Raw genomic sequence first — 15,889 nt, forward strand, 5'->3', positions numbered from 1 at the left:
CCTATCGCCCAACACCGCTCAAGCCACCAAAAATAAACCGGCAATTCCCGGAAAGACGCCCTCCAATTTCCTGTATAGCAGTTAACATACTCTCAATGGTAAGTAGGTTCGATAAAGCTGCGCTGGCTCACTGCCGCACACCCCTGCAGAAACTTGCATTGATTTGAATCATGATAATCTCAGAAGCTGAATCTAAGATCTAACTTCAGATAACTGTAACTAATAATACTGCTAAATGGAATATTTTACAACCCCAAATTTCCGCCAACCCCTCCCAAAACTTCCGCCATCCCTCCCCTCCGGGATAGTCCCGGCCCATCCCGCAGTTTCCCCCGGGCACCTTCTGCAATTATCTACCCGGCTCCTCCCGCTAAAAAAACAGAACCTTTCACCAGCCAATAGACTGCCATCCGCAGGCCATAAGCCGAAAAAGGTTCTGTTCCTCACACAAATTCACCAATACATACTATACGATAATCTCTTCCAGGGACTCCAGCGCACACTGCACCATAAACCGGCCCAGCTCCATGCTTGTTTCCACGGAGTTCAGCGCAAACCACTCCGTATTCTCCTTCGTCCTCTCCAGATCCACATGGTCCGGATAAAGCGCATACATCAGGCTCGACTCATACTTCCCTGCGTGGTCAAACCCGCCGATCTTATGCTGGCACTCGGCGCTCATAAGAGGAATTACTTTGATATATGAGAACGGATCATCACCCGATCCCAGATTCTCATAATAATCGGCGTAATCATTGCTGCCCCACCAGCCCTTACCTCTGGTCTCCTCCATAAACTCCATCGTAACCTTCTTCGCCGCCTTATGGCAGGCCAGAGTCATAGGCATCAGCCCGGCTTCCTCCGTCTGGTGATGGGCTACACAGTAGATGTTCTTCACACCGCCATAGATCAGAGACTTCAGGATACAATAGATATAATTCTCATAGGCATCCACATCTACATGGATCGTCCCGGTCTCAGGTCCGCCGACCGCATAACTGGCCACACCATACCAGATCGGCGGGCACACTACGATCTCTTTTGTTTTCTCCAGCTCCCTTAAAACCCCATTGATGACCATCGTATCCGTGCCGCAGCTGGCATGAAGCGCGTGATACTCTATCGTCCCGATCGGAATGATAAACGGTACCTTCCGTTTCTTCGCGTCCTCCAGCTCCTTGAAAAACATATCAACCATTTGCATCTTTATTCAACTCCTTTCAAGCTCTCTCAGGCTCCCCTAGGGAGCGGCCTAGAATTCCAGTTCGTACAGCTTCCCGATCTCCGGTGAGAGAACGTCGCAGCCGCTCTCGGTAACCGCGATTCCTTTTTCCCAGCGGACTCCAAAAGTCTTGGTGGAGATAAATGTGTCGATCTGGAACGTCATATTAGGCTGCAGCGCATAGTTGGAGATCGTCTCCACCCAGGGCGCTTCCACTTCGATCATACCGGTACCGTGCATGGGTCCGTAGACAAAGTTATCCTGGTAGTTATTTTCCACATAGTACTGATAGAAATTCTTCGCGATATCAGCGGCGATCACGCCGGCCTTGATCTGTTTCTGTGTCCAGTTGTGGGCTTCCAGTCCGAACATGACCACATCTCTTCTGTTTCCTTCCAGTTTACCCAGAACGATGGGGTAACCGATCGAAGCGGAATAGCCGTCGATTTTCGCTGACAGGTTCAGCTGTACGATATCACCCTTTTCGAATTTCCGGTAGGAAGAACGGGAGATCGCATGGCGGGTGGACGCTTCGGAGAATACATACATCGGAAGGCCTTCGTATTCCGCTCCGTTTTCATATACCACTCTCTCAGCCACGCCGACCATCTGAAGCTCAGTCATTCCGGGACGGATCTCTTTGATCACCTGCTGGGTTGCCAGCTCCGCGATCCGGTAGCCTTCCTTCAGGCAGTTGATTTCGTTCACGGACTTGATGGAACGAAGCTCTACCATCACGTGGTCAGCCCGCACGATCTCAGCTTCCGGGAATGCGGCTTTGATGCCTTCCATGATGACAACGGAGGTATCCAGATAGCTGGCCACACCGATGCGCAGCTTGGAACCCGTGATTCCTAATGCTTTGAATACATCGTGATAGGTATCAGCCTGAAGTTCGGGATAAGCGGGATCTGCGCCTTCCCGGTATTCTTTTAAGACGAAGATTTTATCGATTCTGGAGCGGTCCGCGGCGAATTCACGGCTCTCCGGCCCTACCATCAGCGCAGCCTCCCCTGCCGGATTGATCGCTACACCGCAGCGTTCAAACAGCGGCCAGAATCCGGAAAAATAACGCGCGTTGGCGTAATCGGATTCATTGGAATTCACAATCAGGGCATCCAGCCCTTCCCTTTGCAGGATCTGTCCCGCTTTCTTTGCTCTCTCTTTGTATTCCTCAACCGGAATACAGATACTTCCATGTTCTGCCATAGTTTTATCCTCCAATTTTTTTCGCTATGAGCACTTAGCAGCAACTTTTAAGCCGCTTTCGTGCGATGCATAATATTTTCTATATACACTGCCCTAAAGCTTTTGATATAGCTATTTCACTCAGTCACAACTATAACCGGGAGTCGTATAAAATGCCACTGTCCGCGGTTCCGCCCTGCCGTACTGTGCGACAACAGGCACGTCGCTCTCCATGAGAATCGCATACTGTTCCCCAAAGGCTGCCGTATGCGCACCAAAGTCTTTTTCCTCGTTAGTCCTCAGGCAGCGCACCCTCTCTGCTTCTACCGTAACCGGGATATTCCGGACCGGTTCCCGATCGGTATACAGAAGTGTAATGTTGATATGGGCATCCGCATTTCCCGTATTTGTAATGATAATGGATTCGTGCCCCGGGATACTGTTCACGCCTACCGGCGGCAGTTCCGCGTCGGGAAATACCCATACCTTCTGTCCATAACCCATGTTTCTCACCCTCATTTCTGTTTCTTAATTCGTTTATTTGACCGCAGCTGACGCTGCGTTTGTCCCTGCTTTTATCCATTCGGAAAGCGTTATTCATAGTAAAATATCTGCTGCATGTCGTGGTAAAATTCACTGTCAGGAGATATGGCGTATTTTATAAAACACGGTTTCGTATGCTTCCACCACTCCTGGGTGATGCTGTCCTCCTCCATCAGGGCCATATCCTTGTCATAATCGTCTCCGATATATTCAAAATAGGAAAATACACTGTCACCCTGTATAAAAATGGAGTAGTTCCTCAGGTTACACTTGTGGATGGTTTCCAGGACCCCCGGCCATGCGTTGGCATGAAGCTCGATATATTCCTGGATCTTTTCCGGCTTTAACTTCCCGATCTGACCGAATACCTGTCTGCGCATGCAATCTCTCCTTTTACGATCAATCCTTCTTGGAGAAAGAATCGATCAAAACAACAACGACCAGAATGATACCTTTTACTACCCACTGCCAGTATGTATTGATTCCCATCAGTACCATGATATTGGATATGACCTGCAGGAACAAAGCCCCGATCACGATACCGACCACGCGTCCCCGGCCTCCTGTCAGGGAGGTGCCGCCCAGTACACAGATGGTCATGACATCAAACAGCAGGTTATCGCCCAGCGTCACGTTTCCGGACTGGGTCTTGGATGTAAGCCCCAGAGCTCCGATGGAAGTCAGGACCCCGCACATAACGAATGCCAGGATCGCCACAAAGTTGACGTTCAGGCCGGACAGTTTGGAAGCTTCCTTGTTACCGCCCACCGCGAAGAAGCTGCGCCCGATGGCTGTATGCGCGGTAAACATATACAGGATAAAGGCCACGACGATCATCAGGATAACCGCATAAGGTACGATCCCCAGTTTCCCCAGAGCCATTTTGCCAAAGCTGTCGGGCAGGCCTGAGATGGGCAGGCCGTCGGAATAGATGTAGTTGACCCCTTTTAGCATATTCATGATAACCAGCGTCGCGATAAACGACGGCATTTTGCCGTATACCACAAGACAGCCGTTGATCACGCCCACTGCCGCGGACATGGCGACCACGATCAGGAAGGACACCCATATGGGCAATCCGTTATTTACCGTAAATCCGGCAAAGAAGATAGAGACCAGCCCGATGGTCGACGAGATGGACATATCCATCTCTCCGATCAGGATTACGAAGAATTCCCCCATGGCTATAATCGCTACAAAGGATGCCTGTCGCAGCACATTCATGATATTGTTCGTGGTGCGGAAGTTACTGTTGAAACAGCACAAGATAAACAGTGCGATAAATAGAAATAAAATCATCCAGTCGGTCAGCAGAGCTTTTGCGCCGCCGCTGTATTTTTTTGATTTTGTCTTATAATCATTCATTTATGCGTTCACTCCTAACAAATTATTGATGATGACTTCCTGTGTCTTTCTTTCACCTTCCACAACATCCATAATTGCGCCTTCGTACATGATGTAGATCCGGTTGCACAGCCCGATCAGTTCTTCCATTTCCGGGGATACCAGGATCACCGCTTTCTTCTGTTTCGTCAATTCATGTATCAGCTGGTAAATCTCAAATTTGGCGCCGATATCAATCCCGCGGGTAGGTTCATCCAGAAGAAAGATTTCCGTATCCCGCAGCAGCCATTTGGCAATTACGATTTTCTGCTGATTGCCGCCGGACAGTTTCTTTACGTTCTGCCACAGGGAATAATAGGCCAGATTCATCTTCTCGTTGATATCATAAGCAGCCTTAGACTCCGCCTCGTGATCCTGGAAGATCCCCATCTTCCGGAACAGTTTCATGGACGGAAGGGTCGTATTATCTTTGATATCGAACTTCATATTCAATCCCAGCGTCCGCCGCTCATCAGGCACCAGCCCCATACCGAAACGGATCGCCTGGAAAGGTTTGCGGCAGTGCACCGGTTTTCCTTTGACCAGCACTTCTCCGCTGACAATCTTATGATTTCCGAAGATCGCCTGTACCAGCTCGGTTTTTCCCGCTCCCAAAAGGCCCGCCAGTCCAACCACTTCGCCCTCCCGCACCTGCAGGCTGATATCCCGGAACGCCTTCGGCGCCGTTAGGTTTTTCACTTCCAGCAGCACTTCTCCCAGATCCTCATTGACCGGGGGATAGACATTGGCCAATTCCCTGCCGATGATCATCTTCACCAGCTGTCCGTTGTCGATGTCCTTCACCCTGCCGGAATTGATATAGCGGCCATCGCACAGAACCGTGTAGGAATCGCAGCATTCGAACACCTCGTTGAGCCGGTGGGATATGTAGACGATACCGATCCCTTTTTCCTTCAGCAGGCCGATGATTCGGAAAATATTTTCAATATCCTTTTCCTGCAGCACCGCCGTCAGCTCATCAAATATGATGATCGCAGGGTCATCCAACAGTGCTTTGGCCAGCTGGATGATCTGCCTCTCCGCCGTCCTTAAGTGCTTGACCGGGATATGCAGATTGATGTCGCACTGAAGAAAATCAAGCATCTCCTGCGCGCGGCGGTCCAGCCCTTTCCAATCGATCAGCCCGTGTTTCTTCTCATAACGTCCTACAAATATATTTTCTACGCCGCTCATGTCACTCATCAGGGTAAACTCCTGGTGAACGATAGCGATTCCTCTGTTTTGAGATTCTCTTACACTGTAGGATGGTATTTTGATCTGCTCGCCTTTGACGAACAGTTCCCCCTTGGTCATCCTGTTTTCACCGGTAATACACTTGGACAGTGTGGATTTTCCGGCTCCGTTTTCTCCGACCAGGGCGTGGCATTCTCCCGGCATCAGCGTGAAATTCACATCCGACAGCGCTTTCACGCCGGGGAACTCCATCGTACAGTTCCTGATCTCAATCAAGGGTGTTACATCCGTTTTCTTTTCGCCCATTTCGATAACTCCTTCCAAATTACAGCCATAACCACCCAAGGGCTTCCACGCCCGAACAGATAATTGCGTCATCCGGTGCCTCGGGATGTCTGATATTGTGAATCAGCCGTTTCAGTTCATGATAGGGGAACATGCAGCTGTTCACACCCGTCTCGTTCACCGGGTTGATATCAAAGAACATCTCTTTTACGATGTCGAAATCTTTTTCATTCAGATACAGGATTTCATCCAACAACTGTTCCTTCCTGTCCGGATCCTGCTCTGTTTCATAGGCCAGCGCCGCCAGCACCATATCGTAGATCACCGCATTCCTGCGCTCGGCATTTTCCCACCGGTCAAAATGGGTCAGCCAGGGATAGAGTTTTTCATTCCGGCTGGCTTCCTGCTGCAGCATATGGATCTTCGCCATCAGATTTTCATGGTTTGCTTTGGCCGCAAGGATCGCGGGAATGTCCTCCTGCGTCATCTTGTTCTTCTGGAACGGGAACGCTGTCGTATACAGTGGGATCTGGCTCTCGTGAATGGTGATCATATTTTTCATCACATACAGGATGGTTTCTCCCAATGCGCCGAAGTTCAGTTCACAGGCTCTTTGATAGAATTCTTCCTCATCCATCATGGAACCCCAGCCATAGTTGCCGTGGGCGAACAGGTGCATGAACAGGCCGTACCATTCAAACATGAATCCGTTAATCCCGTGCACGCCCATTTTCACACTGCCCTTGTGCTGCCGGATATCTGTCTCGATGACCTGTTCGTTGGTTTCATCCTCATAGCGGATCATATTGGACTGAAAGGTCCGGTACAGACGTCCCATGGTGGACGTGATGGAATTGGATTCCGTGTCCCTCGCCCAGATCCTGTCCCTGCCAAATGCTTCGCACCACTTCGGGAATTCGGTTTCCGGCACATACAGGCCCGGCGCCCAGAACAGCATGATATCCTTCGGCATGGAGTCCACACACTCTTTTAAGAATGCCGGATCTTTCTCCAGAGGCGGCTGTCTGAATGCCCGGATTCCGATCACAGCCTGCGGATTGATCTCCCGCACCGCGTCGTAGATTTTCTGCAGAAGCCACATGTTCGCTTTGTGCTTTGCCTCACCGGGGGAGCTGCTGATCGCGTGCCAGCGTTTCTTGCACTCGTCACATTCACAGTACCAGAAGCCTTCCTCACTCTCTTCCAGCGTATAGCCGTCGAATCCGAGTCTGGCGATCTGGCGCATGGATTCAATGATATAGTCCACAGTGCCCGGATAGCTTAGGCACAGCGAGTCAAAATCGTTCAGGAAACCGCTGGACTCAGGAGCTTTCATCCTGGCCTCCGGATGCTTGATGGAAAATGCCCCGTTATAGGAGTTCAGGCCCACATAGGCAAATATTTTGACCTCCAGCTTATGCGCCAGACGGATGAATTTGTCCATATAGGGTTCTTCCAGGTTCGGGTGGGTATACCGCACGGTCAGCCATCTGCGGTTCTCCGCATTCCATATCTTGATGGGTACATCGCGGAACACTGTCTCGGGATGGTCCGGCATATCAAAAGGCCAGTATCCGTACATCACGAGATTGAACTGGTTGATTTTATTGTCCAGACAGATATTCAGATACTGTACCCAGTCCTCATATCCCCACAGCTGGCTGTCGAAACCGAATCTGCCGTATCCTGCGTACCAGGAGAATGTCTGGGCAATGGCCCGCACCGGCAGGGACGGATAGTCGGTAATCCGGCACAACGGCAGCCGGTAAGCGCCGCCGCTCTCTTTTAACAGCATTTTCAGAGAAGTGACCGCGTTGATAAAGCCGGCTCTGTTTTCATACCTTAAGACTATCTCCTCTTCCCCGATGTCCAAATCGTAGCCCTGGGCCGCGAACAGCTCCGGCTGTTCCGTCTCCAGGCCATCCAGCGATAACACAATATGTACCGGCATCTCGCCGTCCCCGCTGCCTTCTCCAACAGCAGTTTTGATTTCTTTATAATTCCACAGACGAAGTTCTGTTATTTCCAGTAATTCATTCAGATCGAGATTCTTTTCCTCAGAGTTCAGACAGATTTTGGTAAATGGTTTTGTCGAGCCCTGTTTTTCTAGCAACCGTTTCGGCTCTGGTAACAAATTGATCATTTATCGAACCCCCTGTTTTATTTTTTATCCGTTTTGCTTATAAAAGCCGGCGGGCAAAAGAGTCCCGCCGTCTTTTATTTTTCAATTATACAGCCGATTTGAAAGAGTTTCGCTTGCGAAACTTTCTGCCGCTTTGATCAGCCAAGCCATCCCCAGTTCTTCCAGTCATAATCTGCGATGTTGGAAGGTGTGATCGCTTCCGGTTCCGGAAGGTCATAATTTTCCGGAAGGTCTTCTTTTAATACTAAAGTTTTATACATAGCGTCTGTAGCCTGATATCCCAGAACTACCGGGTCCTGCAGAACTTCCGCAAGCCATTTGTCATTGTTTTCGGAGATCCAGGTCAGCACATCGATATCACCGGCGATACCAATGAATTTTGTCTCGTCTCTGCCCTGTGCCACTGCCGCGTAGTAAGCACCAACCACTTCCGCATCGTTATGTCCGCATACGACATCGATCACAGATTCTCTTTGCAATACGTTCTCCATCAGCGTCTGGGCGGAATCCCTGTTGCCTGCGCCGGTGTCGCCTTCTTCAATAATCTTGGCATTCGGATATTTTTCCAGAACAGCAGTCTTAAAGCCGTCAAAACGGTCCTGAGATACCTGACCGGAGGTAGGACGGGAGATGAACAGGCATACCGGATCATCTTTTCCTAAAGTATCCAGATATTTTATCGCCTCTTCTCCTGCTTTCTTACCGAGCGCTTTCATGTCATGGCCCACGAAGGTCGACCATACCACGTCACTGTCAGAGCTGGGTTCCTGGGCATAATCACCGATTACAAACGGGATACCCTGGCCAACCAGTTCTTTCATGGTCGGGATCGCGGAGGACGCGTCGGCCGGGAACAGGATAATGCCATCGCTGCCCGCGCTTGCCATATTCTCCACATTGGTCAGCATCGTCTGGACATCAGATCTGGAATCCTCAAACGAAAATTCGAAGTTTACTCCGTACTCATCGCCATGATCCGCCATCCACTGGTTGCAGCCATCGATCACGCCCTGATACCAGGTATACGCGGTCAGCTCCATGATGGAGACACCGATCTTATAGGTCTGCTTTTCCCCTGCGCTGTCTGCTGCCGGAGCCTGTGATTCCGCCGGCTTCGCGGTATCCGCAGGTGCTGCAGGTGCCGCACTCTCTGCCGGAGCGTCTGCAGGTTTCTCAGAAGATCCACATGCTACCAGTCCCAGTGACATCGCTGCCACCATGAGTAATGCTAGTGCTTTTTTCATAAAATAAAACCCTCCTTTAAAATTTTATGATAAAATGAGCTGCCTCATTTACCATTCCCACTACCCAAAATACCGTTCTCTTTGTTTCCCTCTGTCCTATATTTTAGTTGCTTTCCGCGGTCCAGTCAATATTTTCACTTCATTTTCAATCGAATTTAATTTAAACGTTTCACTTTACATTTAAATACGGATATGCTATAGTGAAAAAAAGAGTTCCGCTGGCGAACGTTTCCATATTTAAAGGGAATCGGGGCCTGTAAGGTTAAAGGGAGGATGTCCATGGCTACGATAAAAGACGTGGCGAAACTGGCTGATGTTTCCATCGCCACCGTATCGAATTATCTGAATCATACCAAACCGGTCAGCAGGGAGGTTTCCCAAAGAATTAAGGAAGCTGTGGACGCCCTGCAGTATTCCCAGAATCTCTCAGCCAAAAGTCTGAAATCCAATTTTTACAATGATATCGGGGTAATCCTGCCAAATCTGAATGATTCGTATTATGTACAGATGTTTCAGGGTATCGAGAATACGTTCCAGAATACCGGCTATTATGTGAATCTGGCCTTTTCCTATGATATCCCGGATTATGAGCAGAATATCGTACGCAACTTTCTGAAGAAACAGATCTGCGGCCTGATCCTGGTCTCCTGTCAGCCTGACAATTGGAAATTTTACTATGATTATTTTACTTCCGACCAAAGACCGCTGGTCCTGATCGACCGGAACATCCACAGCCTGGATGCGAACTTTGTCTCTTTTGATAATTTCTCGATCATAAAATATATGACCACCTATCTGTTAGATTACGGGTACCGGAATATCTATCTGATGAGCGGCCCGCCCAAATTTGACTGCGAGGCCGACTGTATCAGCGGATTCCAGGAGGCACTCACGCAGAACGGTCCCAAGCCGGACCCGTCCTATCTGCTGAAAACCAATCTGAGCAAAGAGGACGCCTTCCGGAAAACAATCCAGCTGTTAAAAAAGCGGAAACCCGACGCCATCATCGCCACGTCGGAATCCATCGCCACAGGGATCATCGAGGCGTTTACGATCCTCGGATACCGCACCGAAGACATCCCTGTGATTACGCTGGGAGAAGAGCATTGGAATCTTTACACCCATTCCATGACAAATGCTTCCGCCGCCAGGCCTGCCATCAAGCTGGGACAGACCGCGTCCAACCTGCTGCTGGAGCAGCTCAAATCTCCTTCCACCAAAGAAAATGAAAAGATTATCCTTCGGGACACATCTCTGAATAAGCCCATGTCTCTTGTCCGAACGGTCACTGTCACGGACAAATCGGACAAAAAAAGCGAACCGCAGAAAACGGTCCGCATTCTTATGATGGATACTCCCCAGGTTCACTCTCTCCAGGGGTTAATCCGCAACTTTGAAAACAGGACCAATATCCACGCGGATATCACGATCCTGCCCCATCATTATATGTATGATAAGATATTGGAAAACCACAGCCATGCATCCGCAGAGGAAGACCCCTACGATGTGTTTATGTATGATATTCCCTGGCTGCCGGCTCTGGCCTCCGGCCATATTCTGGAAGATATCACCCAGCAGCTCAAATCCATCGACCTGAATATCTTCCTGCCAGGCTGCCTGAAGTATTACAGCAATTACAACCAGCACTATTACGGGATTCCGTTTATGTACGCGCCGCAGATCTTTTATTATAGAAAAGATTTGTTTGAAGATCCCGATTTAAAGGCAGCTTATGAAAAACAGAACAATATCACGCTCCGCCCGCCGCTTACCTTGAAGGAGTTTAATACGATCGCCGATTTTTTTACCAATAAATCAGACCGCATTGATTACGGGATCTCCGTACCCGCTGCTTACGATGAGTGCCTCGCCCCGGAGATCTATATGCGGCTTAGGGCCTATAACGGGAAGCTCTTTGATTCGGACGGCAAAGTAACGTTTGATTCCGCCCAGTCTCTGAAAGCTTACATCCATTTCGTGCGTTCTGTCAAAGCGGCCAAGCCCAATTACCGGGAAGCCACGGACGACAGTATCGTACAGGAATTCCTTCAGGGTGAGACGGCCATGCTGATCACCTACCCATCCTTCCTGACCGACATCGTGGATCTGCGCCGGAGCAGCCTGGTTGGTTCCATCGGCTACCACCATATACCCGGGCACTGTCCCCTCTTAGGCGGCTGGAGCATGGGAATCAGTGCGGTCTCCCGGCATAAGCAGGAAGCCTTTGAATTCCTGAAATGGACCTGTGATGAACAGGTGGCCAACTACCTGACCCTGTTGGGGGGCCAGTCGGCGATCACTTCCACTTATACGAATGATGAGCTGGTCAAGCTCTATCCCTGGCTTCCGCTCTATCATTCCACCTACACCTACTGCAAGCCTCCCATACCGCCCCGCTTAAAAAGCAGGCGGACCGTATCCCAGAACGAGATCGATTCTATTGTCTGCAAATGGATCTATGAACTGCTGGATGACAAGCTGGAAGTGCAGGACGCGATCACGAATACACACCGGGAGCTCAATGAACTTTGTACAAGATGACCGATACCGTTCATAAAACCAGCCGGAAGGCGCCGCAAAATGACGCTGCCAGCATTCTGTTGTATACACCGCACGTGTCTATACAGGGGATCTGGCGGTAAAACGTATTTTGCGGCGCCTTTCTTTTGTTTTTACCGCTCTTACTCCTCTGGGTCCCGGCCGCTTTTGTCCATCTCAAAAGTTTTTCTTCCCAGCCGCACTTCTTCCATAATTTCCGTCATGTCCTCCGGCAGATATTCAAACAGGTAGTTCCTGCTGCCCTTATATTTATTATGAATGACGCTTCGGATCTGCTCGTTAATCAGTTCGATTTCTTCCTTTAATCCCTGGGCCGACAGCCTTCTTGCCCCCTGCCCCAGAATAATCACCTGCTCCGTGGCATCGGATGTGGCCACCGTGACGTTATACCTGCGTCCGATCCGGTGAACCGTCTTCTCGATATACTGATCTGCGGTCTCCGCCTCTTTTGTATATACCACATGGATGTTGTGGTACCTGGATATTTCTCCCTGACCGCCTTCCACCTTATAGGCATCGAACACCAGTATCAACGTGTTTTTCAGAAATCCCTGATAGTTGCACAGAATATCCATAAGCTTATTCCTGGCGCTCCCGATGTTGACCTTTGCCAGTTCCTTCAGGTCATCCCAGGCAAATATAATATTGTAGCCGTCTACCAGCAGATATTCTTCCTCCGGACGGTTCTGCTTTATACTCCTTCCGCTGCCGGGCCTCTCCCCATGCCCGGCACTTCTTCCTGCCCGCTCCTCATGTTCAGCACCTCTGCCTTTTTGAATTCTTCCCGAGGTTCTGGCCCATCCGGGTGATTCTCTCTTTCCTGTCCCATAAGTCCGGGCAAAGATTTCTTCCAGCTCTTTTTCGTCCGCCTGCGGGGAAGCTTTGCTCGAGCCGGTATTCGCAGATGTGCCCGGTTCCATTTCCTTTTGCTCCCTGCCGGAGACAAATCCGCTCTCCACGTGCATAAAGTCCCGGACCCGGTCCCAACTGACAGCAAACCCCGCCCCGTGGGAACAAAATACGGAACCGGTGGGATGATCCAGATCCTTCTCCGAATCATAGCCGATGGAATCGATCACCTCTCCGGCGTTATGGCAGGGCTCATACCCCTTTAACGTGCAGGACAGCCTCCCCCGTCCGCTGGTGTAGGCAGTCACCTGGGTCTGGTAATCCCTCATGGTAACCACCGGACAGCTTCCGGTCAGAATGGACATGTCCCCATCCGTCTCCGGGCCCGAAAACGTTCCGCACATCTTCGGGATATCGGACAAAGCCCTTCCCACCTTCTCGGACGGGACCTCCAGACGGTACTCGTAGACCGGCTCCAACAGCACACAATCGGCCGTTTTCAATCCCTGACGCACCGCCCGGTAGGTCGCCTGCCGGAAGTCGCCTCCCTCGGTATGCTTTTGGTGGGCCCGGCCCGCAGTCAGTGTAATCTTCATATCCGTGATCAAAGAACCGGTCAGGACGCCGATATGCTCCTTTTCCTCCAGATGTGTCAGGATCAGCCGCTGCCAGTTTCTGTCCAGTACATCCTCACTGCAGGCCGTATCAAAGACAAGGCCGTTGCCTGGTTCTCCCGGCTCCAGCAAAAGGTGCACCTCCGCGTAATGGCGCAGCGGTTCAAAATGCCCCACGCCTTCCGCCGGGCTTTGGATCGTCTCTTTATAAACGATACTCCCGGACCCGAATTCCACATCCACGCCGAACCGTTCCCGGATCATGCTCTTTAAGATCTCAATCTGTACCTCACCCATCACCTGGGCATGGATCTCGCCTGCGGACTCCACCCATACCATATTAAGCTCCGGTATCTCTTCCTCCAGCATCTTAAGCTTCAGAAACACCATATGCACATCGCACTCCGGCGGCAGCTGGATCTGATAGGTCAACACCGGTTCCAGGACCGGAACCTTCCCCTGCGTCTCTATACCCAGTCCTTCCCCGGAAACCGTCTTTGTCAGGCCAGTGACCGCGCACACGGTCCCGGCCGTAACCTCCTGTACCGCCCGGTACTGGGGACCGGAATAGATGCGGATCTGATCCACCTTCTCTTCCCAGATCCCGTCTTTGCGGCCGTTGTCTTCTGCCTGTGTGTGATCATGGCCGCTGATGCCTCCTGTGTCATGCCGGTTCGTCAGCAACGTTTTCACCTTCAGGCTCCCGCCCGTGATCTTCATATGCGTCAGCCTGTTTCCCTGATCGTCCCGGGCGATCTTGTAGATTCTGGCACCGAATTCCTCCCCATACCGGGGACAGAGGCAATGATGTTCCAATCCCTCCAGGAGTTCTTCCACCCCTTCCATTTTGAGAGCAGATCCATAATAACAGGGGAAAACCTTTCGATTACGGATCAGGCTTCTGATATCATCCTGCCTTATCTCCCCCGTTTCCAGGTAGGTCTCCAGCAGTTTTTCCTCGCACATGGCCAGATTTTCCAGGAAAACAGCTCTGTCCTGATCTTTTCCGAAATACATGCACCTATCATCCAGCTTTTTGCAAAGTTCCCGTTGTAATTCCTGCCGGTCAGTCCCCGGCTGATCCATTTTATTGATCCAGAGAAATATCGGTATCCGGTAGCGTTTCAACAGCCGCCACAGGGTAACCACATGCCCCTGCACACCGTCCGCCCCGCTGATGACCAGCACCGCGTAATCAAGCACCTGCAGTGTCCGCTCCATCTCCGCCGAAAAATCCACATGTCCGGGGGTATCCAAAAGTGTGACACAGGTGTCACCCAGCATGAATTCCGCCTGTTTGGAAAAAATAGTAATCCCTCTGGCCCGTTCCAACGCAAAGGTATCCAGAAACGCGTCCTGGTGATCCACCCTGCCAAACTTGCGGATGCTGCCGGTCAGATACAGAATACTCTCCGCCAGCGTGGTCTTGCCTGCGTCCACGTGGGCCAGCAGCCCGGCACATATATGTTTTTCAGCTTGCTTCCCAGTTGTGTTATCCATCGAAAATGCCCCTTTCTTTGGCCAGTCTTTTCATTATTGTACTATGAAGCCCGGGGCTGATGAATCAGAGCCGTTCCCAGCCGAAGGAGCATCCGGATTATATTTGCGCAGGGCTTCTTCTGAGAGGAATTGACTGGCATTCTCCTTTGTAACCTTAGCATAGGGGAGATAAATATATTTATCGTTCTCAAATTCGATCTCTTCCATTCCTTCCCCCAACACCAGGGCAACCGCCAACTTTGCCATTGCCGCCGCCTGTCCCTCTTTATCGTTATATACAGTTCCGGATAGCTTTGCATCAAGGACTGCTTCCAGTCCCACCTCCGTGCCGTCGATTCCAAAAAACACAGGATAGGCAGACTCCGTTAAATTAGTTTTCTCATAGGCATCAATGGCCCCAAGAGCCATATCATCGTTATTCGCCAGGACAAGTTCTATCTTATTCTGAAACTGGCCCAGCATTTGTTCCATTCTGTTCTGTGCCTGTGCCCGATTCCAATTTGCAATCCCGTAACCTAATTTTTCCAGTACGATCCCGCTGTTTTTTAAGGTTTCCACCGCATTTTCCGTACGGATAATAGCATCCTGATGACCAGGCTCCCCTTCCAGTACCACATATTGGATCTTCCCGTCCCTGTTACGGTCGATCTGACTGTTTGACAAAATCGCGTCGGCCGCCAGTTCCCCCTGCATGACGCCGGATTGTTTTGCGTCCGCTCCCACATAATAGAGCCCGTCCCACTGCATCATATCCTCTTTGACCGGCTCCCTGTTAAAAAATATAATCGGTACATCGTGATTCCTGGCAATATCAATAATATCCGACGGATCTGCCCGTTCTACCAGATTCACACAGAGAACATTACAGCCCGCGTCGATCAGTTCCTTTACCTGATCATTCTGAGTCCGCTGTGACCCTGCCGCATCCCGGATCGTCACCGGCGTCATGGGTTTATCACTTCCGGAAGTATCGAGCTGCTCTTTAAAGCAGGTAAGCAATTCATTGAGGAATGTATCACTTTGATTGTAGTATGTCACACCCACATGGATCTGATCAGGCGGGGCCGTCTGCTGCCTTGCGCAGGCGCATAAAGAACACATACTGATACAAAAGATGGTACCTGTAATCCAAAATTTTATAGATTTCATTCCATACCTCTGCTTT

The 15,889-nt window shown here is 50.5% G+C and carries 11 protein-coding genes; 1 reads left to right on the forward strand and 10 read right to left on the reverse strand.

The window, feature by feature from the left end; genetic code table 11:
* Positions 1 to 466 precede the first annotated feature (466 nt).
* The 8 genes from ABC831_RS12425 to ABC831_RS12460 all read right to left on the reverse strand — a co-directional run bounded on the left by ABC831_RS12425 (position 467) and on the right by ABC831_RS12460 (position 9,202).
* Positions 467 to 1,204, reverse strand: a complete 738-nt coding sequence (locus ABC831_RS12425) for a creatininase family protein (protein WP_343248441.1) — start codon at positions 1,202 to 1,204, stop codon at positions 467 to 469.
* Between the two features lie 48 nt (positions 1,205 to 1,252).
* Complete coding sequence (locus ABC831_RS12430; protein WP_343248442.1) at positions 1,253 to 2,431, reverse strand: M24 family metallopeptidase; 1,179 nt, start codon at positions 2,429 to 2,431, stop codon at positions 1,253 to 1,255.
* 120 nt (positions 2,432 to 2,551) lie between these two features.
* On the reverse strand, positions 2,552 to 2,914 hold the full coding sequence (locus ABC831_RS12435) for a sensory rhodopsin transducer (RefSeq protein ID WP_343248443.1): 363 nt from the start codon (positions 2,912 to 2,914) through the stop codon (positions 2,552 to 2,554).
* Between the two features lie 89 nt (positions 2,915 to 3,003).
* A complete protein-coding gene (locus ABC831_RS12440; protein WP_343248444.1) occupies positions 3,004 to 3,333 on the reverse strand; it encodes an L-rhamnose mutarotase in 330 nt (109 codons plus the stop codon).
* A 19-nt stretch (positions 3,334 to 3,352) separates the two neighbouring features.
* On the reverse strand, positions 3,353 to 4,318 hold the full coding sequence (locus ABC831_RS12445; RefSeq protein ID WP_343248445.1) for an ABC transporter permease: 966 nt from the start codon (positions 4,316 to 4,318) through the stop codon (positions 3,353 to 3,355).
* Positions 4,319 to 5,836: a sugar ABC transporter ATP-binding protein gene (locus ABC831_RS12450; RefSeq protein WP_343248446.1), complete on the reverse strand. Its 1,518-nt coding sequence runs from the start codon at positions 5,834 to 5,836 to the stop codon at positions 4,319 to 4,321. It lies immediately after the preceding gene.
* Between the two features lie 19 nt (positions 5,837 to 5,855).
* Positions 5,856 to 7,958, reverse strand: a complete 2,103-nt coding sequence (locus ABC831_RS12455; protein WP_343248447.1) for a glycoside hydrolase family 20 zincin-like fold domain-containing protein — start codon at positions 7,956 to 7,958, stop codon at positions 5,856 to 5,858.
* Positions 7,959 to 8,095: 137 nt separating this feature from the next.
* A complete protein-coding gene (locus tag ABC831_RS12460) occupies positions 8,096 to 9,202 on the reverse strand; it encodes a sugar ABC transporter substrate-binding protein (RefSeq protein ID WP_343248448.1) in 1,107 nt (368 codons plus the stop codon).
* 279 nt (positions 9,203 to 9,481) lie between these two features.
* Between ABC831_RS12460 and ABC831_RS12465 the strand changes: the two genes are divergently transcribed.
* Positions 9,482 to 11,743: an extracellular solute-binding protein gene (locus tag ABC831_RS12465; protein WP_343248449.1), complete on the forward strand. Its 2,262-nt coding sequence runs from the start codon at positions 9,482 to 9,484 to the stop codon at positions 11,741 to 11,743.
* Between the two features lie 140 nt (positions 11,744 to 11,883).
* Here ABC831_RS12465 and ABC831_RS12470 read toward each other — a convergent pair whose 3' ends face one another.
* Together ABC831_RS12470 and ABC831_RS12475 are read right to left on the reverse strand one after the other, a co-directional pair.
* Entirely contained in the window at positions 11,884 to 14,724 is a 2,841-nt protein-coding gene (locus ABC831_RS12470; RefSeq protein WP_343248450.1) for an NYN domain-containing protein, read from the reverse strand.
* A gap of 33 nt (positions 14,725 to 14,757) precedes the next feature.
* Entirely contained in the window at positions 14,758 to 15,873 is a 1,116-nt protein-coding gene (locus ABC831_RS12475) for a galactose ABC transporter substrate-binding protein (RefSeq protein WP_425524584.1), read from the reverse strand.
* Positions 15,874 to 15,889: the final 16 nt, after the last annotated feature.

It is taken from the genome of Diplocloster hominis, from assembly GCF_032380655.1.
GTDB lineage: Bacteria > Bacillota > Clostridia > Lachnospirales > Lachnospiraceae > Diplocloster > Diplocloster hominis.

Excerpts from the sequence above, each read along its gene's own strand:
- ABC831_RS12460 (WP_343248448.1), bottom strand. The coding sequence starts at position 9,202 with ATGAAAAAAGCACTAGCATTACTCATGGTGGCAGCGATGTCACTGGGA.
- ABC831_RS12470 (WP_343248450.1), bottom strand. The coding sequence starts at position 14,724 with ATGGATAACACAACTGGGAAGCAAGCTGAAAAACATATATGTGCCGGG.
- ABC831_RS12450 (WP_343248446.1), bottom strand. The coding sequence starts at position 5,836 with ATGGGCGAAAAGAAAACGGATGTAACACCCTTGATTGAGATCAGGAAC.
- ABC831_RS12440 (WP_343248444.1), bottom strand. The coding sequence starts at position 3,333 with ATGCGCAGACAGGTATTCGGTCAGATCGGGAAGTTAAAGCCGGAAAAG.
- ABC831_RS12430 (WP_343248442.1), bottom strand. The coding sequence starts at position 2,431 with ATGGCAGAACATGGAAGTATCTGTATTCCGGTTGAGGAATACAAAGAG.
- ABC831_RS12445 (WP_343248445.1), bottom strand. The coding sequence starts at position 4,318 with ATGAATGATTATAAGACAAAATCAAAAAAATACAGCGGCGGCGCAAAA.
- ABC831_RS12435 (WP_343248443.1), bottom strand. The coding sequence starts at position 2,914 with ATGGGTTATGGACAGAAGGTATGGGTATTTCCCGACGCGGAACTGCCG.
- ABC831_RS12475 (WP_425524584.1), bottom strand. The coding sequence starts at position 15,873 with ATGAAATCTATAAAATTTTGGATTACAGGTACCATCTTTTGTATCAGT.
- ABC831_RS12425 (WP_343248441.1), bottom strand. The coding sequence starts at position 1,204 with ATGCAAATGGTTGATATGTTTTTCAAGGAGCTGGAGGACGCGAAGAAA.
- ABC831_RS12455 (WP_343248447.1), bottom strand. The coding sequence starts at position 7,958 with ATGATCAATTTGTTACCAGAGCCGAAACGGTTGCTAGAAAAACAGGGC.
- ABC831_RS12465 (WP_343248449.1), top strand. The coding sequence starts at position 9,482 with ATGGCTACGATAAAAGACGTGGCGAAACTGGCTGATGTTTCCATCGCC.